General features: G+C 66.9%; 16 protein-coding genes. 2 read left to right on the top strand and 14 right to left on the bottom strand.

Features of this window, described 5'->3' with window-relative positions:
- Window positions 1–10 precede the first annotated feature (10 nt).
- Window positions 11–1261 (top strand): D-amino acid dehydrogenase, encoded by a 1251-nt coding sequence (locus tag AC3FNH_RS09240; protein WP_488719838.1) that lies wholly within the window; start codon window positions 11–13, stop codon window positions 1259–1261.
- Window positions 1262–1264: 3 nt separating this feature from the next.
- Here AC3FNH_RS09240 and AC3FNH_RS09235 read toward each other — a convergent pair whose 3' ends face one another.
- On the bottom strand, window positions 1265–2752 hold the full coding sequence (locus tag AC3FNH_RS09235; RefSeq protein ID WP_276101065.1) for a sigma-54 interaction domain-containing protein: 1488 nt from the start codon (window positions 2750–2752) through the stop codon (window positions 1265–1267).
- Between the two features lie 289 nt (window positions 2753–3041).
- Here AC3FNH_RS09235 and AC3FNH_RS09230 point away from each other — a divergent pair, with 289 nt between their 5' ends.
- The gene (locus AC3FNH_RS09230; protein WP_488719837.1) at window positions 3042–4433 is read left to right on the top strand and encodes a GntP family permease; all 1392 of its coding nucleotides are present in this window, start codon (window positions 3042–3044) and stop codon (window positions 4431–4433) included.
- A 114-nt stretch (window positions 4434–4547) separates the two neighbouring features.
- On the opposite strand, the gene AC3FNH_RS09225 is transcribed toward AC3FNH_RS09230, so the two are convergent.
- The 13 genes from AC3FNH_RS09225 to AC3FNH_RS09165 all read right to left on the bottom strand — a co-directional run bounded on the left by AC3FNH_RS09225 (window position 4548) and on the right by AC3FNH_RS09165 (window position 21028).
- Window positions 4548–5672 (bottom strand): ABC transporter permease, encoded by a 1125-nt coding sequence (locus tag AC3FNH_RS09225; RefSeq protein WP_488719836.1) that lies wholly within the window; start codon window positions 5670–5672, stop codon window positions 4548–4550.
- Between the two features lie 2 nt (window positions 5673–5674).
- Window positions 5675–8422, bottom strand: coding sequence for a ribosome-associated ATPase/putative transporter RbbA (gene rbbA / locus AC3FNH_RS09220; RefSeq protein WP_488719835.1), 2748 nt, complete (start codon window positions 8420–8422; stop codon window positions 5675–5677).
- Window positions 8423–8424: 2 nt separating this feature from the next.
- Entirely contained in the window at window positions 8425–9495 is a 1071-nt protein-coding gene (locus AC3FNH_RS09215) for an HlyD family secretion protein (protein WP_276101069.1), read from the bottom strand.
- Window positions 9492–10931, bottom strand: coding sequence for an efflux transporter outer membrane subunit (locus AC3FNH_RS09210; protein ID WP_488719834.1), 1440 nt, complete (start codon window positions 10929–10931; stop codon window positions 9492–9494). The genes AC3FNH_RS09215 and AC3FNH_RS09210 overlap by 4 nt, the downstream gene beginning before the upstream one ends.
- A gap of 108 nt (window positions 10932–11039) precedes the next feature.
- On the bottom strand, window positions 11040–11204 hold the full coding sequence (locus AC3FNH_RS09205; protein ID WP_488719833.1) for a hypothetical protein: 165 nt from the start codon (window positions 11202–11204) through the stop codon (window positions 11040–11042).
- 389 nt (window positions 11205–11593) lie between these two features.
- Window positions 11594–12019, bottom strand: a complete 426-nt coding sequence (locus AC3FNH_RS09200; RefSeq protein WP_276101072.1) for a phasin family protein — start codon at window positions 12017–12019, stop codon at window positions 11594–11596.
- A 224-nt stretch (window positions 12020–12243) separates the two neighbouring features.
- Complete coding sequence (locus AC3FNH_RS09195; RefSeq protein WP_276101073.1) at window positions 12244–13197, bottom strand: PDR/VanB family oxidoreductase; 954 nt, start codon at window positions 13195–13197, stop codon at window positions 12244–12246.
- A 79-nt stretch (window positions 13198–13276) separates the two neighbouring features.
- Window positions 13277–14887: a trimethylamine N-oxide permease gene (locus tag AC3FNH_RS09190; protein WP_488719902.1), complete on the bottom strand. Its 1611-nt coding sequence runs from the start codon at window positions 14885–14887 to the stop codon at window positions 13277–13279.
- Window positions 14888–15170: 283 nt separating this feature from the next.
- Window positions 15171–15491 carry a CBU_0592 family membrane protein gene (locus AC3FNH_RS09185; protein WP_488719832.1) on the bottom strand — a complete coding sequence of 107 codons (321 nt, stop codon included), beginning with the start codon at window positions 15489–15491 and terminating at the stop codon, window positions 15171–15173.
- Between the two features lie 40 nt (window positions 15492–15531).
- Window positions 15532–16428 (bottom strand): TorF family putative porin, encoded by an 897-nt coding sequence (locus tag AC3FNH_RS09180; RefSeq protein ID WP_488719831.1) that lies wholly within the window; start codon window positions 16426–16428, stop codon window positions 15532–15534.
- A gap of 202 nt (window positions 16429–16630) precedes the next feature.
- Window positions 16631–18364, bottom strand: coding sequence for a choline dehydrogenase (betA, locus tag AC3FNH_RS09175; protein ID WP_488719830.1), 1734 nt, complete (start codon window positions 18362–18364; stop codon window positions 16631–16633).
- A 43-nt stretch (window positions 18365–18407) separates the two neighbouring features.
- Window positions 18408–19874 carry an aldehyde dehydrogenase family protein gene (locus AC3FNH_RS09170; RefSeq protein WP_488719829.1) on the bottom strand — a complete coding sequence of 489 codons (1467 nt, stop codon included), beginning with the start codon at window positions 19872–19874 and terminating at the stop codon, window positions 18408–18410.
- 32 nt (window positions 19875–19906) lie between these two features.
- A complete protein-coding gene (locus AC3FNH_RS09165) occupies window positions 19907–21028 on the bottom strand; it encodes an aromatic ring-hydroxylating oxygenase subunit alpha (protein ID WP_488719828.1) in 1122 nt (373 codons plus the stop codon).
- Window positions 21029–21072 lie beyond the last annotated feature (44 nt).

Raw genomic sequence — 21072 nt, 5'->3', positions numbered from 1 at the left:
ACAATCTGTCATGTCTCACATGCTCGTCATCGGCGCCGGCATTACCGGCGTCACGACCGCCTATACCCTCGCGAAACAGGGCTATCGCGTTACCGTGCTGGACCGTCACCACTATCCGGCGATGGAAACCTCGTTCGCCAACGGCGGCCAGCTTTCCGCATGCAACGCCGAGGTCTGGAACAATGCCGGCACGCTGCTCAAGGGCCTAAAATGGATGATGAGGCGCGACGCGCCGCTGCTGCTCAACCCGCGCCCGTCGTGGCACAAGTATTCGTGGCTCGGTGAATTCGTCGGCAACCTGCGCAACTACCGCGCCAACACCATCGAGACCACGCGCCTGGCCATTGCCGCGCGCCAGCGCCTGTTCGAGATGGCCGAGCGCGAGCAGATCGATTTCAATCTGGAGCGCCGCGGCATCCTGCACTTCTATCACGACCGTCCCAGCTTCGAGGCCGCGGGCCGCACCAACCAGATGCTGGTGGAAGGCGGCCTGGAACGCTATGCCGTCACGCCGGAAGAGATCCGTTCGATCGAGCCGACGCTGCAGGGCAACTACTACGGCGGGTACTACACGCCGTCCGATTCCACCGGCGACATTCACAAGTTCACGCGCGGCCTCGCACGCGCGTGCGAGCGGCTCGGCGTGACGTTCGTGCATGGCGTGGACGTGAAGTCGGTGGACCTGCGCAAGGATGGCGTCACGATGCGCGTGGCCGCGTCGGAAGCCGCCGTGGCTTCGGGGCAGGGTGGGGGCGAACGCGAGATCGCGGGGACGGCGGTGGTGGTGTGCGCCGGCGTGGGCAGCCGCCATATCGCGGCCATGCTTGGCGACCGGCTCAATGTCTATCCGGTCAAGGGCTATTCGATCACGGTGCATCTCGATGACGAGCGCAGCGTGAAGAACGCGCCGTACGTGAGCCTGCTCGACGAAAGCGCCAAGATCGTGACCAGCCGGCTTGGGGCCGACCGTTTCCGCGTTGCCGGCACCGCGGAATTCAACGGCGACAATCGCGATATCCGTGCGGACCGCATAGCGCCGCTGGTGTCATGGGTACGGCGCAACTTCGATATCGAGACCTCGCGGTCGGTGCCGTGGGCCGGCCTGCGGCCGATGATGCCCGACATGATGCCGCGGGTCTCGCGTGGCCGCGCCACGCGCGTGTTCTACAACACGGGACACGGGCACCTGGGCTGGACGCTGTCGGCCGCCACGGCAGCGATGATCGCCCAGACCATCGCCGCGAGCCATCCGCTTCACTGACCCTCAGTCCTCTGTCACCCCGGCCGGCGCCATGCGCCCGGCCGCGCGGTGCGCCACCAGCTTCTTGTAGAACGCCGCGCGGCTGATGCCGATGGCCGCGGCAGCGCGCGGTACGTTGCCACGGCTAGCGGCCAGTGCCTGCGACAGGTAGGCAGCCTCGTACTGCGCCATGGCGTCGGCGTAGCCCGGTGGCGCCGGCGTATCGCTCGCCGCGGGCACCGGGGCGGACGCAGGGGCCGGCGCCGTGACCGCGCGCCGGCCCAGCAGCGGGGCCAGCATCGACGCATCGACTTCGCCGCCGTCGTGCATCATCACCAGGCGCTCCAGCGTGTTGCGCAGTTCGCGGACATTGCCTGGCCAGTCGTGTTCGCCCATCAGGGCGAGCGCACAGTCGGACAGCACCGGCGCGTCGCGTTCGGTGCGCCTGCAGATTTCTTCGAGGATCGCGTAGGCAAGCGGCAGCAAGTCCGCTTGGCGCAGCCGCAGCGGCGGCACGCAGATCGGCACGACATTGAGCCGGTAGTAGAGATCCGCACGGAACTTGCCCGCTTCGACCAGCGCGGGCAGGTCAGCCGAGGTTGCGGCAATGATGCGCACATCGGAACGGATGATGCGGTTCGAGCCGATCGGCTCGATTTCCTTGTCCTGCAGCGCGCGCAGCAGCTTGCTCTGCAGCGAGAGCGGCATGTCGCCGATCTCGTCGAGGAACAGCGTGCCGCCATCGGCCAGTTCGAACTTGCCGACGCGTCCCTTGCGCTCCGCGCCGGTGTAGGCGCCGGGAGCGGCGCCAAAGAACTCCACCTCCAGCAGCGCTTCCGGAATCGCCGCGACGTTGACGGTGACCAATGGCCGGTCGGCGCGCAACGATCCCGCATGGATGGCATGAGCCAGCAGTTCCTTGCCCGTGCCGGTCTCGCCAAGCAGCAGCACGGGCGCATCGACCTGCGCCGCACGGCGCGCCAGGCGCTTGACCTCCAGCGTGGCCGGCGAATTGCCGACGAAGCTCGCAAACGTGTACTTGGCGCGGCGCGCCTGCTCCAGCGTGCGGCGCGTCGCGGCCAGCTCGTCGCGGGCGCGCGTGTAGTGGGACAGCAGCGGCGTCAGGGCCTTGAGTTCGTCGAACAGCGCGAAGCCCACCGCGCCCACGGTGTTGCCGTCATCGTCCTTGATCGGCAGGCGCATCACGATCATCGGCTCGCGCGCGGCTTCCATGATGTCGAGCAGGATCGGCTTGCCAGTTGCCACCACCTCGCGCAGCAGGCTGTTGGGAATGACCCGCTCGCAGTCGAGCCCGATCGCATCCCGCGGGTCGGCAAAGCCGAAGCGCGCCGCATAGCGCTTGTTGATCCACACCACGCGGCCGTTCACATCGACCACGATGGTGCCTTCGCTGAAATTCTCGAACGTGCGGAACAGCGACTCCATCGCGCGGCGCGCCACGGAATCGTAGTTGCCCAGTACGTTGTCCCCGGCTTCGCTCAGTGTTTCCATGTTCTTATTCTCGAATTGGAGACGAATAGTCTCACAAGCGAGCGCGATCTTATGGGCGGGATATCCCACACTGTCTCGAAATCAAGACGCGACAGAGTCGAAGCGGCAGGGAAATTGGCTGTAAGAGGCATATTCGTCACGTTTAATGCTGGCATGCTCCGTGCGAAGTCACCCGGTCCCCGGATGCGCGGGCCCTGCCGCGCTGCCTGTCACGAATGAAATTGGCAGGGCACTTTCGGGCGCCGGGGCCTATATTTCCCAGACCAAGAACAATCCTCGCGGAGACTTCATGTCCTTTGTGATCGTCGTTGCTGCCCTTGCATTCCTGATGCTTGCCGCCTATCGCGGCTACAGCGTCATCCTGTTCGCCCCGCTGGCCGCGCTCGGCGCCGTGCTGCTGACCGAGCCGTCGGCCGTGGCGCCAGCCTTTACCGGCATCTTCATGGAGAAGATGGTCGGTTTCGTGAAACTCTATTTCCCGGTGTTCCTGCTTGGCGCCGTGTTCGGCAAGGTGATCGAGCTGTCCGGCTACTCGCGCTCGATCGTCGCGGCCGCCATCCGCTATATCGGCAGCTCGCGCGCGAACGCGGTGATCGTTGCCGTGTGCGCGCTGCTGACCTATGGCGGCGTGTCGCTGTTCGTGGTCGTGTTCGCGGTCTATCCGTTCGCGGCCGAACTGTACCGGCAGAGCAATATCCCGAAGCGGCTGATGCCGGGTGCGATCGCGCTGGGCGCGTTCTCGTTCACGATGGATTCGCTGCCCGGTACGCCGCAGATCCAGAACATCATCCCGACCACCTTCTTCAAGACCACCGCATGGGCGGCCCCCGTCCTTGGCGTGGCCGGTGCGCTGTTCATCATCGTGGTCGGCCTGGGCTACCTGGAATGGCGCCGCCGCGCCGCGATGGCGAAGGGCGAGGGCTATGGCACGTCGCTGCTGAATGAGCCGGAACCGGTGGAGACGGCCCAGTTGCCCAGCCCGCTGCTGGCCCTTGCGCCGTTGGTGCTGGTGGGTGTTGCCAACTTTGTGCTGACGCGCAAGATCCCGCAGTGGTACGGCGCCACCAGCGCGCTGGAACTGCCGGGGCTGGCCAAGCCGGTGACCATCCCGACCGCCTCTGTGGTTGCGATCTGGGCGGTGGAGGGCGCGCTGCTGCTGGGCATCCTGCTGGTGGTGGTGACCGCGTTCGGCACCGTGCGCCAGCGCTTTGCCGAAGGCAGCAAGACCGCCGTGGGCGGCGCGCTGCTGGCAGCCATGAACACCGCATCGGAATACGGCTTCGGTGGCGTCATCGCCGCGCTGCCGGGCTTCCTGGTGGTGGGCGACGCGCTGCGTGCCATTCCCAATCCGCTGGTCAACGCGGCGGTCTCGGTGAGCGCGCTGGCCGGCATCACCGGTTCGGCGTCGGGCGGCATGAGCATTGCGCTGGCAGCCATGGGCGACACCTTCATCCAGGGCGCGCAGGCGGCCGGCATCCCGCTGGAGGTGCTGCACCGCGTGGTGTCGATGGCCAGCGGCGGCATGGACACGCTGCCGCACAACGGTGCGGTGATTACGCTGCTGGCCGTGACCGGCCTTACGCACCGCGAGTCCTATCGCGACATCTTCGCCGTCACCATGATCAAGACGATGGCGGTGTTCTTCGTCATCCTGGTCTACTACATGACCGGCCTGGTCTGACCATTTGCCGCATCAAAGCCCCTGGCGGTTCGCTGGCCTCTTGCGCTGACAAGGGGGAGCGGACCCAGGCGATTCACCATACGTCCGCCGCGTGAGCCTGCCTTCTCCAGCGCCTCACGCCATCTGGCTGATCGTCTTCCGGAACCGGTTCAACGACAGCGCAAACAACACCGTCCCGATCCCCAGCAGCGCCAGGAACGGCTTCCAGACCACATCCAGCCCCGCGCCGCGAAACAGGATGGCTTGCCCGAGCGAGACGAAATGCGTGGTGGGCGCCGCCAGCATGATGTCCTGCACGATCTGTGGCATGCTTTCGCGCGGCGTGTTGCCGCCCGAGAGCATCTGCAGCGGCAGCAGGACCAGCACCATCAGCATGCCGAATTGCGGCATATTGCGTGCCACGGTCGCCAGGAAGATGCCCATTGCCGTCGTGGCGAACAGGTGCAGCGCCACCCCCGCCATGAATAGCAGCAGCGAGCCCTCGATCGGCACTTGCAGCGCGCCGCGCACCACCACCACCAGCGACAGCATGGCGGCCATCATCACCACCAGCCCCATCGACCACACCTTGGCCAGCATGATCTCGGTCGGCGTGACCGGCATTACCAGCAAATGCTCGATGGTGCCGTGCTCGCGTTCGCGGATCAGCGCGGCGCCGGTCAGGATGATCGACAGCATCGTGACGTTGTTGATGATCTGCGTGAGCCCGCCGAACCATGACTGCGTCAGGTTCGGGTTGAAGCGCGCGCGCAGCGCAAGGTCCACCGGCGGGGTGGCGACGCCCCGGTATCGCTGCACGAACTCGTTCACTTCGTCGGTGAAGATGCGCTGGATATAGCCGCTGCCGCTGAACGCCTGGGTCATGCGCGTGGCATCCACGTTGAGCTGCACGGCGGGCGCGCGGCCGGCCAGCACGTCGCGCTGGAAGTTGGGTGGGATGTCCAGCGTGAAGGTATAGTCGCCCGCGTCCATGCCCTTGTCCATCTGCGCGGGCGAGATCGGCCGCGGCGGCGCGAACTGGGGCGGATAGAACGCGGAGACGATGCGCTCGGCCAGCGGCGACGCATCTTCGTTGACCACCGCGATGGGCGCCATGTGCAGCGTTTCCGGCACGGCCGTGGCGCCGCTGTAGACCGACACGCTGAAGACGTAGAAGATCAGCACCAGCATGGTCGGGTCGCGCACCAGGCTCCAGAGTTCCTTGATGCCGAGGCGGTAGATAGTGGCCAGGTGCCGCATGGTCAGCGCTCCTGCTTTTTCAGCAGCGCCGCGGTGGCGGCGAAGATCACCGGCACGGCGACGAGCATTGGCCAGAACGATGCGCCCAGGTCATGCAGCCCCAGTGCCTTGTTGAATACGCCACGGCTGATGGTAAGCATGTGCGTGGCCGGGTAGGCCAGGCCGGCCAGCCGCGCGGATCCTTCCAGCGACGACACGGGCACCAGCATGCCGCAGAACTGCACGGCCGGGATCATGGTGCCGATAATCGCGAAGAACATCGCGGCGATCTGGCTGCGCGTGAACGTGGAGGCCAGCATGCCGATGCCGGTGGCGCAGAACGCATAGATCAGCGCGGCGAGCGTCAGCGTCGGGAAACTGCCCTTGACCGGCACGCCGAACACGGTGACCGCCAGCAAGGCCATCAGCAGGAAGTTGAACATGGCCAGTGCCACGTAGGGCAATTGCTTGCCCAGCAGGAATTCCGTGCGCGTGACCGGCGTCACGTACAGGTTGGTGATGGAGCCGAGCTCCTTTTCCCGCACCACGGCAAGCGCGGTCAGCATGGCCGGCAGCATCAGCAGCAGCAGCGGGATCACCGCCGGCACCATCGCGGGCAGGCTCTTCACGTCAGGGTTGTAGCGAAAGCGCGTTTCCAGCGTGGCGGCGCTCACGGCGTCCTGCCCGTAGCGGTGGCGCATCTGGTCGAGCAGCCAGCCCTGGTGCATGCCCTGCGCATAGCCCTGCACGGTTTCCGCGCGCGACGGCATGGAGCCGTCGATCCACACGCCGACCTGCGCCCGCGCGCCGCGCTGCACGTCGCGCGCGAAGCCGGGCGGAATCTCGATGGCCAGCGCCAGTTCGCCGCTGCGCAGGCGCCGGTCCAGGTCGGTGTAGTCCGTGACCGGCGGGCGCTCGATGAAATAGCGTGACCCCGACAGGTTCAGCGCATAGTCCTGGCTCAGCACGGTCTGGTCGTGGTCGAGCACGGCAAAGCGCAGGTCTTCCACGTCCATGCCGATGCCGTACCCCATCGCGAACAGCAGCACCAGCGAGCCGACCAGCGCGAGCGTGGCGCGCACCGGGTCGCGGCGCAGTTCGAGCGCTTCGCGCCACATATAGGTGAACGCGCGCTGCAGGCTGAAGCGCCGGCGCTGCGCGGCGGGCGCGGCGCTGATCGCGGGCGGCGCGGCCCTGGCGGGGGCTTCGGCCGGTACTTCGGCCGGCGCCGGCGCGCTCGCATCGGTCAGGTAGGCGATGAATGCCTCTTCCAGCGTCGCGGCGTTGCGCCGGCGCACGAGGTCTGCCGGCGTGTCGCTGACCAGCACGCGGCCGGCGTGCATCAGCGAGATGCGGTCGCAGCGCTCGGCCTCGTTCATGAAGTGCGTGGAGATGAAGATGGTCACGCGCTCGTTGCGCGACAGGCCGATCAGCAGCCGCCAGAAGCTGTCGCGGGCGACCGGGTCCACGCCGGAAGTCGGTTCGTCCAGGATCAGGAGTTCCGGCCTGTGCACCATCGCCACGGCCAGCGACAGTCGCTGGCGGATGCCCAGCGGCAGGTTGGCCGGGAGCGTGTCGAGCACGTCGGACAGCGCAAAGCGCTCCACCATGTCGGCGACGCGCGCGGGGATTTCCGCGGCCGGCACCGCGAACAGCCGTGCATGCAGTTCCAGGTTCTGCCGCACAGTCAGTTCGCCATACAGCGAGAACGCCTGCGACATATAGCCCACGCGCTTGCGGGTATCGATATCCTTCGGATCGATCTCATGGCCGAACAGCCAGGCCTGGCCTTCGCTGGCCGGCAAGAGGCCGGTCAGCATCTTCATCGTGGTGGACTTGCCGCAGCCGTTGGAGCCCAGGAAGCCGAAGATCTCGCCTCGGCGGATGCGGAAGCTGACCTTGTCCACGGCGACGAAATCGCCGAAGCGCATGGTGAGGTCCCTGGCCTCGATGGCGATGTCCGCTTCGTCGCCAGCTTCCAGCGGCGTGATGGTGACTTCGGTGTGCCCGCGCCGTCGCGATTCCGGCAGCAGCGCGATGAACGCAGCTTCGAGCGATGTGGTGCCGGTACGCGCGAGCAGTTCGGCGGGGGTGCCGGTATCGAGCACCCGGCCGGCATCCATGGCCACCAGCCAGTCGAAGCGCTGTGCCTCGTCCATATAGGCCGTGGCGACGATCACGCTCATGGCGGGGCGCGTGGTGCGGATGCGGCCGATCAGCTCCCAGAACTGCGCGCGTGCGAGCGGATCCACGCCGGTGGTCGGCTCGTCCAGGATCAGCAGGTCGGGGTCGTGGATCAGTGCGCAGCACAGCCCGAGCTTCTGCTTCATGCCGCCGGACAGCTTGCCGGCCGGGCGGGCCAGGAACGGGTGCAGGCCCGTGCTGCGCGTCAGGTCGTCGATGCGCCGGCGGCGCTCGGCGTCGTCATGCCCGAACAGGCGCCCGAAGAAGTGCAGGTTTTCTTCCACCGACAGCGTCGGATAAAGGTTCTTGCCGAGGCCCTGCGGCATGTAGGCGATGCGCGGGCAGACGGCGTCGCGGTGCTTGCGGCTGCGCATGTCGCCGCCGAAGGTTTCCACCACGCCTTCCTGTACCGCGCGCGCGCCGGACAGCAGCGACAGCAGGCTCGACTTGCCCACGCCGTCGGGGCCGATCAGCCCGATCATGCGGCCCGCCGGCAGGTCGAGGCCGATGCCGTCCAGCGCCACCGTCTTGCCGTACTTCAGGCTGACGCCGGCGAGCCGGGCGACCGGGGGCAGGGCGGCATCCATGGCTACTGCGGCACCTTCACCGCCAGGTTGGCCGGCCATTCCGCCTTCGGGTCGAGCTTGACCCACGCCACGCCGGGCACGCCGGTCTTGACCTGCTTGAGGTGCTTCCTGAGCAGTTCACGGTCGATCTGGGCCTTGACGCGGAACATCAGCTTCTCGCGCTCGCTGGCCGTCTCGACAGTCTTGGGCGTGAACTGCGCGGTGCTGGCCACGAACGAGACCGTGGCGGGGATCACGTAGCCGGGCGCGGCATCGAGCAGGATGCGCGCCTCGGCCCCCAGTGGCACGCGGCCGGCCACGGTCGCGGGCAGGAAGAGGGTCATGTACACATCCGACAGGTCGACCAGGTTCAGCACCTTGCCGCCAGCGCCGAGCACTTCGCCGGGCTGGGCGATGCGGTACTGCACGCGCGCGTCGCGCGGCGAGGTGAGCTGGCTGTCGGCGATGTCCGCCTCGATGCGCGCCACGGTGGCCTTGGCCGCGATGATGGCCGAGCGTGTGCCGACGAGCTGCGCGCGCGCCGCCTCGATGGCGGCCTGCGCGGCGGCCACCTGCGCCTTCGACGCCGCCACGGCCGCCTGGGCGCTGCGCACGCGCGCGCGGTCATCGTCGAGTTCCTGGATCGACGAGGCGCCTTCGCGCGACAGCGTGCTCGAACGCGACAGGCGGCGCTGGGCCGCGTCCAGTTCGCTCTCGCGCTGCGCCACGACCGCCTGGGCCGCGGCCTTGTCGCTTTCGCGCACGGCAACCTGCGCTTGCGCGCTGGCGGCGGTATTGACCGCCTGTTGTTCCTGCGCGCGCGCCTCGTCGCGCTGCGCTTCGAGCACCTGGACCTGCATGCGCGCGAGCGGCGCGCCGGCGGCAACGAAATCGCCTTCATTGACGAGGATGGTGTCGATGCGTCCGGCGAGCTTGGTCGCCACGTCGATCTGGGTGGCCTCGATGCGGCCGTTGCCGCTGGCGAAGCCCGGGCCGGGACCGGTTTCGCGCATGGCATTCCAGCCATACACGCCTGCCGCGACGGCCAGCGCCACGGCGGCGAAGGGAATCAGCTTGCTGGCAGGGAATCTCATGATGGCTTGCCTGGGAATGGGAGCGGCGCGGGCATGCCGGCAGTCTCGGCAGTCTCGTTAGCGTAGACGCGCGTGCCGCCGCCCAGCGCGGTGTAAAGGGCGACGCGGCTCGACAGCAGTGCGCGGCGGGTCTGCACCAGCAGCTGCTGCGCGCCCAGCAGGTCGCGCTGGGCATCCAGCACTTCCAGGTAGGGCGTGGCGCCGTTGTCGTAGCGCAGCCTCGCCAGCCGCTCGCGTTCGGCCTGAAGCTCCAGCGTGGCCTGCAGGTCGGTGACCTGTTCGGCCAGGCGCTCGCGCGCGGAAAGCGCGTCCGAGACATCGCGGAAGGCGGCCTGGATGGTCTTCTCGTACTGGACGATGGCCTGGTCGCGCCGCACCTCGGCCAGCTTCAGGTTGTTGCGGTTGCGCCCGGCATCGAAGATCGGCACGGACAGCGACGGGCCGAAGCTCCAGGCGCGGCTGGGGCCGGTGAACAGATTGTCCAGTTCCACACTGGCCGTACCGAAGGTGCCGGTCAGCGTGATGCGCGGGAAAAACGCGGCGCGCGCGGCGCCGATATTCGCGTTGGCGGCGGCAAGCTGGTGTTCCGCGGCGACGATGTCGGGGCGGTTGGTCAGCAGTTCGGAAGGCAGCCCGGGCGCCATGTCGCGCAGCACGATACTGTCGTCGAAGCGGCCGCTCTGCGGGGACAGCGGGGGCAGGGCCACCGGCGCGCCGACCAGCAGCGCCAGCGCATTGGCCTGCGCCGCGCGTTCCTGCCGCAGTTGCGAACCAAGCGTGCTCGCCTGGCGCCACAGGGCTTCTACCTGCGTCAGGTCGAACTTGGAGGTCGAGCCCATTTCGTAGCGCCGCCGGAAGATGCGCAGCGACTCCGCGCGCGAGGCAATGGTCTGGTCCGTGAGTTCGATGCGCTCGTCCAGCTCGCGCAGCACCAGGTAGCCGTTGGCGACCTGGCCGATCAGGCTGACGGTGGCCGCTTCGCGCGCGGCATCGGTGGCCAGGTAGTTCTCGAGCGCGGCGTCCTTCAGGCTGCGCACGCGGCCCCAGAAGTCGAGCTCCCACGCATTCATGCCGACACCGGCCTCGAAATCGTTCAGGGTCAGCGGGCGCCCGGTGGGGCTGAAGTCACCCGGCGTGCGCGAGCGCGTGGCGCTGGCGCTTACGCCGATGGTCGGAAACTGTTCCGAGCGCTGGATGCCGTACAGTGCTTGCGCCTCTTCGACGCGCAGCACCGCCGCACGCAGGTCGCGGCTATTGGCCAGGGCCTGGTCGATCAGCGCCCGCAGCGCCGGGTCGGCGAAGAAATCGCCCCAGGCGGTCGCGGCGGCGGGCGAGGGCAGCGTGGCGCCGGCTTCCGCGCCGGCATAGGTGGCGGGGACTGGCGCGGCGGGCCGTTCCAGCGGCGGCGCCATCGACACGCAGGCGGACAATGCCATGGCCAAGGCGGCTACCGTGGCGGCAGCCGGCCGTGGCGGGGAGTTTCGGGGTGGCAGTGGCTGCCGGAGTGTGCGGGCGGATCGTCTGGGAAGCACTGCACCCATCGCTCAGCCTCGGAGCGACGGGTCCTGTGGCCTGCGGCGGGTCTGGATCGGGACGCGCCGCGGCGCGCGCTTGGGCACACGCCGCAGTGCGGCGCGGGTCAGGACAACGGAGACGATGGCCGGGATGGCAAGGAAGGCGACGGCGTATACAAGGACTGGGGCGCTCATTTGCGTTTTCCGGTAATTAACTACAACATTACTGTAATGATCTTGCGGCCCCTGCTTCTTGATAAAAATCAAGGCGTTCCGGACCGGCCGCGCTGCTGCGGGACGCAGGGCGCGGTCACCGCCAGGATCGAACGCAGCGGGTGCGCAAGGGCCGCAGGACAGCCGGGTCGACAAAACCGGCGCGCCGCCACCATGGCGTGGAGCAGGACTACAGGACTGTGGGGAAGTCGTCGCCAGACATCGGGCTTCGCACGCTGCGCGGCGGCGTGGGCAGCGAGGCGATCACGCGTCATTCAGCACGGCGGCCAATGCCTGGCGCGCCGCGCTCATGCCGGATGCGGTGCGGGACCCTGGCGAGCCTGTCGCTCGCGGGTCCCGCCAAGCTCGGCTCAGCTTGACTTCGGCTTGAGCAGGCTGCCCGCCTCCTGCAGGTTCTGCTGGGCACGGTTGCCGATCACGGCCATGGCGTCGGCTTGCGACTTGCGGGCCATCTCTGCCAGTTCGCGCATGTTCTCCAGGGCCTGGTGCAGCGCCTTCTGCACGAACTCGTTCTGCCTGGTCATGGCCTCCGCCGGGTTGCCGCCGGCTGTCATCTGCTGCGCCGCGGACTGGATCTGCTGCATGGCCTGGCTGAAGATCTCGGCCTGCTTCTGCATCAGGGCCTGCATGCCCTCATAGGCGAGCTTGTTCGCTTCGCCAAGCGCCTCGATGTCCTTGCGCCGTGCTTCCATCACGGCGCCCATGTCCATGCCGGGAAGCTGGAATTGCTCGAGCATCTTGGTGAAGTCCGTGAATGGGTTGGGAGGGGTAGTCATGCGGTTACTCCTTGTCATCGGGGGAAATCGGAGGGGCGGTTCGTACTGCATGTCTACGAATACTCTAGGTGGTGTAGGGGGCGGCCGGCAAGGAGAGGGAGGGGGGAGCAGCATCTGGAAGGATGGCAAACCAGGCAAGCATCGCTGGTTGCGCGGCGCACGCTTGCCCTGGTTTGCCGCCTTCGGCAGATCGTGCCCGAAGGCGAGCGACGGCCGGACGAGGCTCAGAGATCCAGGACCAGCCGCTGCGCCTTGCTGCGCGACACGCATAGCATGATCGTCTTCTGCGCAGCCTTTTCCTCGTCGCAGAGGTAGTTGTCGCGGTGGTCCGCTTCGCCTTCGATAATGGCCGTCTCGCAGGTCCCGCAGATTCCTTCACGGCACATGCATTCCACCTTGACGCCGGCCTTCTCGATCACGCGCAGGAGCGTGTCGTCGGGGCCGACCTGCAGGGTCAGTCCGCTCTTGCGCAGCGTCACCTCGAAGGCTCCGCCAGTCGCATCGACCTCGTTGCGGAACTGCTCGAAGTGAATGCGCGAAGCGTCCCAGCCGGCGGCCCGGGCAGCATTGATGACGGCGTCGTTGAGCGCGGACGGGCCACAGACGTAGACGTGGGCGTCCGCCGGCTGGTTGGCAATCAGAACGGCGATGTCGAGCTGGACGCCGGTGTCGCTCTCGTATTGATGCCATTGGCCCGGGCTCAGCATGGCTGGCAGCGTGTCGAGAAACGCGGCGCTGGCGCGGTTGCGGAAGCAGTAGTGCAGCTCGAAAGCGGCGCCCTGGCGCTTGAGCGTCTGGATATGCGTCATGAACGGCGTGATACCGATGCCGCCGGCGATCAGCAGGTGCTTGCCGGCGCCCTGGTGCAGGGCAAACAGGTTGCCTGGGCGACCGATCTCCAGCTCGTCGTGCTCGCGCACGGACTCGTGCAGAAAGCGGGAGCCGCCGCGCGAGGCTTCCTCGAGCCGGACGCTGATCTGGTAGCGGCTGTCGTCGTTGAGAGCGCTGGTCAGGGAATAGGCGTTGCGGTAGCGGCCGTTGTCCATGTGGACGACGATGTGGCTGCCGCTCTCGAAGGCGGGCAGCGCGTCGCCGTCGCATGGCTGCAAGGTGAAACGCTTGATGCCGGCGGCAAGTTGCTCGATGCGGCCGACGCGCACGCGGAGGGTGTCGTTCATTGGGAACCTCGGGAATGCAAGTAGGGAGGGAGGACCGGCGGGGTGCCGGTCCTCGTGGGCGGAGGGCGTCGGGCCGGGATCAGCTAATGACCGTCAGCTTGGCAGCCAGCCAGACCACCAGCGCGCCGGCGACCAGGGCGGCGTAGGGCAGCCACGCGGCGCGGGCATGGGGAAGTTCCATGTCCCGGCGCATCGACTCGGGAAAGCGGCCCTTGTCCTGCACGTAATGGCGGTACACGAACACCGGCACGATCAGGAACGTGGCGATCAGGCCATTGCGCAGCGTGTTCTCGCCCTGGAAGTTGGCGCCGGCGCCGACGAAGGCCAGGTCGAAGAAGCCGCAGATCGCGCCGAGCGCCAGCAGCCAGTTCTTGCATTTGTATGGGCGCGGCCATTCGGCGCGGTCCAGGCGGTGAATCCATCCCGACTGCAGGTTCAGGAACACGAAGATCATGTAGCAGACGTTCGAGATGGACAGCACCGCCATGTAGTTCGACATGAGCAGCAGGAACAGGTTGAACACCAGGTCCGTCCACATGGCGCGGGTCGGGGAGCCGTGCTCGTTGACGTGCGAAAGGTAGCGCGGCAGCCAGCCGTCGACCGAGGCCTGGTACAGCGTGCGCGACGAGCCCATCATGGAGGTCATCACGATCAGCAGGATCGCGAGCACCAGCATCACCACGATCACGTTGAACACCACCGCGCCACCGCCCACGAATTTCGCCATGGCCGCGCCCACGCCGGTGCCGTCGACGATGGACGGCTCCAGCATGCCATGCAGGCCCAGCGAACCCTGGAACGCAATCGGTACCGCGATGAACATGAACAGGCACAGCACGCCGGACCAGAAGATCGCACGGAAGGTGTCCTTCTGCGGATCCTTGAACTCGCGGGTGTAGCAGACCGCAGTCTCGAAGCCGAAGGTCGACCAGCAGGCGAGGAACATCGCGCCCATCGCGGTGCTGATGCCGGCCGCATTCCAGCTGCCGAGCACGGCGGCACCGGAAGTGTCGTGGGTCAGCGGCAGCAGGGGCATGAAGCTCGTCGATGGCATGTCGCCCGTGAACATCGGCACCAGCGCGATGACCACCAGCGGCGTCAGCGACGCAATGCCCAGGATGCGCTGCGTGGTCGCCGCGGCCGAGGCGCCGCTGTGCTGAAGCTTGAAGGTAACGAGCAGGAATGCGGTGGCGAGCACGAAGGTCGAGTTCACCCGCAGCGTCAGGCCCTTGCTGATGAAGTCCAGGTCGACCAGCGTGAGCTGCCACGTGTTGATCACCGAGTCGGGCGGGAACAGGCAACTGAGCATGTAGCCGGCCGCGAGACTGGTGCCGAGCGCCAGCATTGGCGACCACGCGATCCAGTTGCACCACACCGACACCGGTGCAACGAACTTGCTGTATCGCACCCAGCCGAGCGCGCCGTAGACCGACGCGCCGCCCGACTTGTGCGGATACAGGCCGGAGATCTCCGCGTAGACGAAGCTCTGCGCGAAGCCGACCAGGATCGCGAGGATCCAGATGACCCACGCCGGGTTGCCGATCGTGGCCGATACGCCGCCGATGGTGAAGAGCACGCCCGCGGGCACGCCGCTGGTGACCCAGAAGGCATCCTTCCAGGTCAGCGTGCGCTGCAGTTCATGATGTTGATACGAAGGGGCGGATGAAGCGGCCGGCGCGTCCGCGCCGATCGAAAGTACATCTTTCTGTGAAAACACGTTGTCTCCTTGTTTCCAGGTTGCCGTTTGTGCGGAGCTGGCTCCGTCACGGTCTGCCGTCTGGGCTGTGGGTGCCTTTTGTGGGACGCCGGAGGCGTAGGAGGCACTTCTTTAAGGGGAGCCGATATGGGGGACGGCCTGGAAACGTATGAGGGGGATTGTGGGGGCAGTTCTCATCGTTGTCTCCTGTTGTCATTCCGGGGTTGCCATGTCGTGAAACATCGTTTCCCCCATGGCGTGGGGGTGATGAAGTGCTCTAGACGTTGTGCTGCGAGGCTGCCCTGCGGGATGCCTCGCGTACCGGCTTCCCCGCAGGCGTAGCCGCCCGGCGGCTTTTGCGGCGGTTGCGCCACCAGCCGAGCAGCGTCAGGCCGAGCCAGAAGCACTGCGTCAGGAAGGAAGCGAGGTTGAAGGCATCCGTGAGCGAGACCAGGATGCAGACCGGCCCGATGACATTGAGGGCGACGGCCAGCCTGCCGGTTGGCGATTTGTGCAGGACCTGCACGGCGAAGTGCGCGGCAACGTAGGCGGCGACGCCGACAAGACCGGTTGCATCGGTAAGACCCAGGGAAGCCATGGTTTGAGTTGGTTGAGGCGGTGAAAGCAGCGGGGGCGCGTCAGAACGTCTTGGTCAGCGAGACCAGGAAGGTGTTTTCCAGTGGATTCGAGACAGACGGGTTGCCCGCCGAATCCAGTGCGCCGGTGGTGTAGTGGTCGTAGACGTCGGAGCGCCCCCAGCCGCGCGTATAGGCGCCGGTGAGAGTCCAGCCGCCGTCGAAGGCCTTGGAGAGCGCTACGCGCACGTCGCGGAAGCCGTAGGCGGCGAAGTTGCGCACGCGCTCCTGTCCGTAGTGCAGCAGCAGCGAGACGCCGTAGCCGAGCTCGAAGGTGCCGTTGATGTCGAGGTAGCCCGAGCCGCGGCTGTGCAGGTCGTTGCCGGTGCCGATGGAGGCGCTGTTGTAGCCGAAGTAGTCGGGCGTATAGGTCAGCCAGTACTTGACGTTGAGCCACTTGTACGTCAGCGAGGCCACGGCTTCCCCGTAGTTGTACTTGGTCTGCGCGGACTGCAGCTTCGCACCCGGGTAGAGGTAGTAGTAGATCTGGCCCGCATAGACGAAGTCGCCGATGGTGCCGGTGTAGCCGCCGTAGAGGTCCCACTCGACGGTGCCGCCTTCGATGAACTTGTCGCTGACCGTCGACATCCACGTGCCGGCGGACCAGCCACTCGGGTGGGCGTAGTCGACGCCGCCCTGCACCGCGGGCTTGCCCCAGGTCTGGCGGAAGCCGCGCGAGACGTACTGCGAGGTCAGCGTCATGTTGGCGCTGAGCGGTGAGGGCGAGGCCGCCTGTTCCGGCGGTACGGTGGCCGTGACCTGCGGCACGGGTGCGGCGGCGACCGTCGTCTCCCCGCTGCCGGATTGGGCATGCGCGGCGACGGCCTGGCACAGCAGCAGCGCGCCGGTGGCGGCGGCCAGGCAAGGCTTGTGGCGTACTGCAAAACGCTTGCACAGCATCAATGTCTCCCCTTGGCCGGTCCTTGCTTGTGTCGTAGGGGCTGGCCGGCCTTTGTCATATGGGTGGATGTGGATCGCCAGGGGCGATGCGCAGGGGCGCGACGCTGCCTCCGGGCGTGCGGTGTCCTCCGGGACCGTCGGTCCCGGTGTCATCGTTCGTCAGAGGAGATGCGGGTTGATTCCCGCCGGCGTCGCGCCGTCGTCAGGCTGGCGCGAACATGGGCATCGCCGCCGTCCGCACCTGTGCCCCGGGCGGGTTTGCCGCCTGTCCGCGGATCGGCGTCGCCTTGTAGTAAGGCGCGTTCGAGCGCTGCAACGGTGCCCGTCCACGAATCACGTCGGCCAGCTTCTCGGCCATCATGATCGTCGGCGCGTTGAGGTTGCCGGTGACGATCTTCGGCATGATCGACGCATCGACCACGCGCAGGCCGGACAGCCCATGCACGCGGCCCTGGTTGTCGACCACCGCCATCGGGTCCGACGCGTCGCCCATCTTGCAGGTGCAGGACGGATGCAGTGCGGTCTCGGCGTGTTCGCGCACGAAGGCATCGATCTCGGCGTCGGACTGGATCATCATGCCGGGCTTGATCTCGCGGCCGCGGAACTGGTCCATGGCTTGCTGGGCGATGATCTCGCGCGTCAGGCGCACGCCGGCGCGGAACTCGCGCCAGTCCACGTCGTGCGCCATGTAGTTGAACAGCAGGTGCGGTTTCACGCGCGGGTCGCGGCTGGCCAGCTTGACGAAGCCGGTGCTCGGCGAACGCATCGAGCCCACGTGGCACTGGAAACCGTGCGACTGGACCGGGTTGCTGCCGTCATAGTTCATCGCCAACGGGATGAAGTGGTACTGCAGGTTCGGGAAGTCGAACTCGTCGCTGCTGCGGATGAAGCCGCCCGCCTCGAAGTGGTTCGACGCCGCGACGCCGGTGCCGCGCAGGTACCATTCGATGCCGATGCCCGGCTTGTTCCACCATTTCAGCGAGGGGTACAGCGATACCGGCTTGGTGCATTCGTACTGGAGGTACATCTCCAGGTGGTCCTGCAGGTTCTCGCCCACGCCCTTCAGGTCGATGACCGGGTCGACGCCGAGCACGCGCAGTTCGTCGGCATTGCCCACGCCGGAGCGCAGCAGCAGTTGCGGCGAGGCGATGGCACCGTTGCTGACGATGATTTCGCGGCGCGCGCGCGCTTCGCGCACGTAATCACCCTGGATGTAACAGACGCCGGTGGCGCGGGTACCGTCGAACAGTACGCGGTCGGCCAGCGCGCGGGTGTGCACCGTGAGGTTCGGACGGTCCTTCGCCTGGTCGAGATAGGCGAGCGACGTGCTGCAGCGGCGGCCCTTCGCGGTGGTTGTGCGATCCATCGGGCCGAAGCCTTCCTGGCGGTAGCCGTTCAGGTCGTCCGTGCGGGCGTAGCCGGCCTGCTCGCCGGCCGCGATGAAGGCGTCGAACAGCGGGCTGATGCCGGCCTTGGGCGTGGTGACATGCAGCGGGCCGTTGCCGCCGTGGTAGTCGTTGGCGCCCTTGTCGTAGGTTTCCGCCTTGCGGAAGTAGGGCAGGCAGTCGGCGTAGCTCCAGTTCTCCAGCGACTTGTTCGCCGACCAGCCGTCATAGTCCATCGCATTGCCGCGGATATAGACCATGCCGTTGATCAGCGATGAGCCGCCCAGGCCCTTGCCACGGCCCTGCGTCATGCGGCGGCCGTTCATATGCGGCTCCGGCTCGGTGACGTAGGCCCAGTTGTAGGTGGTGCCCTGCAGCGGGTAGGCCAGTGCTGCCGGCATCTGCGTGCGCCAGTCGAGCCGCCAGTCCGGGCCGCCCGCTTCGAGCAGCAGCACCGTCACGTCGGCATCCTCGGTGAGCCGCGTGGCCAGCACGCAGCCCGCCGACCCGGCGCCGACGATGATGTAGTCGTATTCGTGGATTGCGCTCATCGAGCTGTCTCCTCCTGATGAGTGATGTAGGCGATACCGGCGCTTACGCGCCGAACCACCCCATCGCCTTCGGTGCGAGGTTGATATAGCTGTGCTTCAGTTCGGTGTACTCGTCCAGGCCGATGCGCGCCAGCTCGCGGCCGATGCCGCTCGCCTTGTAGCCGCCCCACGGTGCTTCCGGGAAGTACGGATGGTAGTCGTTCACCCAGACCGTGCCGAAGCGCAGCGCGCGCGACATGCGGTTGGCCTTGTCGAGATCGCGCGTCCAGACCGCGGCGGCGAGGCCATACGGCGTGTCGTTGGCGGCACGCAGCGCTTCGTCCTCGGAGCGGAAGCGTTCCGCGGTAATCACGGGGCCGAAGATCTCTTCCTTCGCGATGTTCATGTCGGCGGTCACGTCGGCGAGCAGGGTCGGCTGCAGCCAGTAGCCCTTCCGGTATACGTCACCTTCGGGCCGTTTGCCGCCGTGGACCAGCCGGGCACCTTCCGCGACGCCTGCCTGCACCATGCGCAGGATCTTCTCGTGCTGCTGGGCCGACTGGACCGGCCCCATCTGCGTCTCGGCGTGGAAGCCATTGCCGATCGCGATGCGTGGCAGGCGCTCGGCCAGCTTTGCCACGAAGGCATCGTAGATGCTGTCTTCGATCATCAGGCGCGAGCCTGCCGAGCAGACCTGGCCCGCATGGAAGAAAGCGGCGTTCAGCGCATAGTCGACGGCCACGTCGAGGTCGGCATCGGCGAAGACGATGTTCGGGTTCTTGCCGCCCAGCTCCAGGCCGATGCGCTTGAAGTTGCCGGTCGCGGCCTTCATGATGCTTTCGCCCGCGAAGGCACCGCCGGTGAACGAGACCAGGTCGACGTCGCGGCTCTCGGCCAGCTCGGCGCCCACTTCGGCGCCGCCCGTAACGAGGTTGAAGACGCCGGCCGGCAGATCCAGTTCGGCGATCAGCTTCGTGAAATGGTGCGTGGTCAGCGGCGTCAGGTTGCTCGGCTTGATGATGACGGTATTGCCCGCGCCGAGTGCCGGGGCGATCTTCCACGCGGCCTGCAGCAGCGGGTAGTTCCACGGCGTGATCAGGCCGCATACGCCGACCGGCTCGCGCAGCGTGCGGCTGATGACATGGTGCGGCGCCTCGTTCACGGCGCCGGACTCCGAGGCCACCAGTCCCGCAAAGTAGCGGAACGTGGCGGCGATGTCGCCCATATCGGTGCGGCTTTCGGTGAGCGTCTTGCCGGTGTTCAGCGATTCGAGACGGGCGAGTTCCTCCGCGTCGCGATCGATCAGTCCGGCGATGTTGTTCAGCAGTTTGGCGCGGTCGCGGATGCTGGTCTGCCGCCACGGGCCGTCGAAGGCCTGGCGGGCGGCGGCAATGGCCAGCCGGGCATCGGCGCGGGTACCCTCGGCGGCCTGGGCGATCACGGCTTCGTCGGCGGGGTTGAGGATGTCGCGCGTGCCGCCTTCGAGTGGCGACCGCCACTGGCCGTCAATATAGAGCTGGGTCTGGATCATGGTTCTGGATTCCTTCTTCTTTGGGGCGCGTGTCAGGCGGCGAGGGCGTCTAGCACCATTTGCTGGAAGTGCTGCACGCCGTGCTCGCCGATTGCGGACGTACGATCGTCGGTGACCAGCAGCGGGCCTTGTCCGTTGCGATAACCTCGCGACTTCAGGCCGCGCTGCACCGACTCGACGATGCTCAGGTCTTCCGGCTTCAGCACGTTCTTGTAGTAGTCGATGAGCTGCTCCTGCTCGGCGGTCGGCGTGGCGTCGCGGAAGTAGAACTCGAAGTGCTGGATGGTGGTGTCGGCGTCGACCGGGAACATGTAGAAGACGCCGTAGTTGCCGTCGCCAGGCAGCACGTTCAGCGTGACGTTAGGCCACAGCCAGTAGGCGGCGAAATCGGTGTTGGGAGCGTCGCTGTCGTAGGTAAATGCGTCGCTGCCCGAGCGGGTCTTGCCGACCTGGCTCGTGTAGATGCCGCGCACCTCGTGCCGGTAGGTCTCCATCTGGATGGACTCGACCAGCGCCGGGTGGGCGGTCTGGCAGTGCAGGCATTCGAGATAGTTGTCGACCACGACCTTCCAGTTGGCCTTCATCTCGTAGGTGAGCCTGCGCGCGGGGACGAGCTTGTCCACGTCGGGGCAGCGCGCGCGGATCTCGTCGTTCAGGCCGGGCGCCAGTTCGGCCAGCGGCTTGGCGTTCATATCGAGGTTGACGAAGATCAGGCCGCAGAACTCTTCCACGCGGACCGGGGTCAGGCCCGCGTTGTCCTTGCAGAAGCCCGGCACGTTTTCGGCGTTGCGCACGTGGATCAGCTTGCCGTCCAGGCCGAAGGACCAGGCGTGGTAGGGGCACGTGATGACGTTCTTCGCCTTGCCGGCGCCTTCGGGAAACAGTTCATGGGCACGGTGCGGGCACACGTTGTAGAACGCCCGTAGCACGCCATCGCGGCCGCGCACGACGAAGACATTCTCGCCGGCCACATTGACCGTGGCGTACTGGTTCGGCTCGGCCACCTGGCTGCGGTGCATCACGCAGATCCAGTTGCGCGCGAAGATGGTCTTCTTTTCGTGTTCGAAGATGTCCTGCGAGGTGTAGTAGTGCGCCGGCAGGGTGTAGCCCAGTTCGCCGGGAGCGGGGCAGACGGGGGCAGTCGCTTGTTGCATGGCTTGTCTCCTTCGGGGTTCTTTACGTACCAGGGTTTAATTCA

The sequence above is a fragment of the Cupriavidus sp. 22TCCZM01-5 genome, assembly GCF_057798915.1.
Note: the sequence above shows the minus strand (reverse complement) of the source record. Positions and strands in the feature narration are given on the sequence as shown.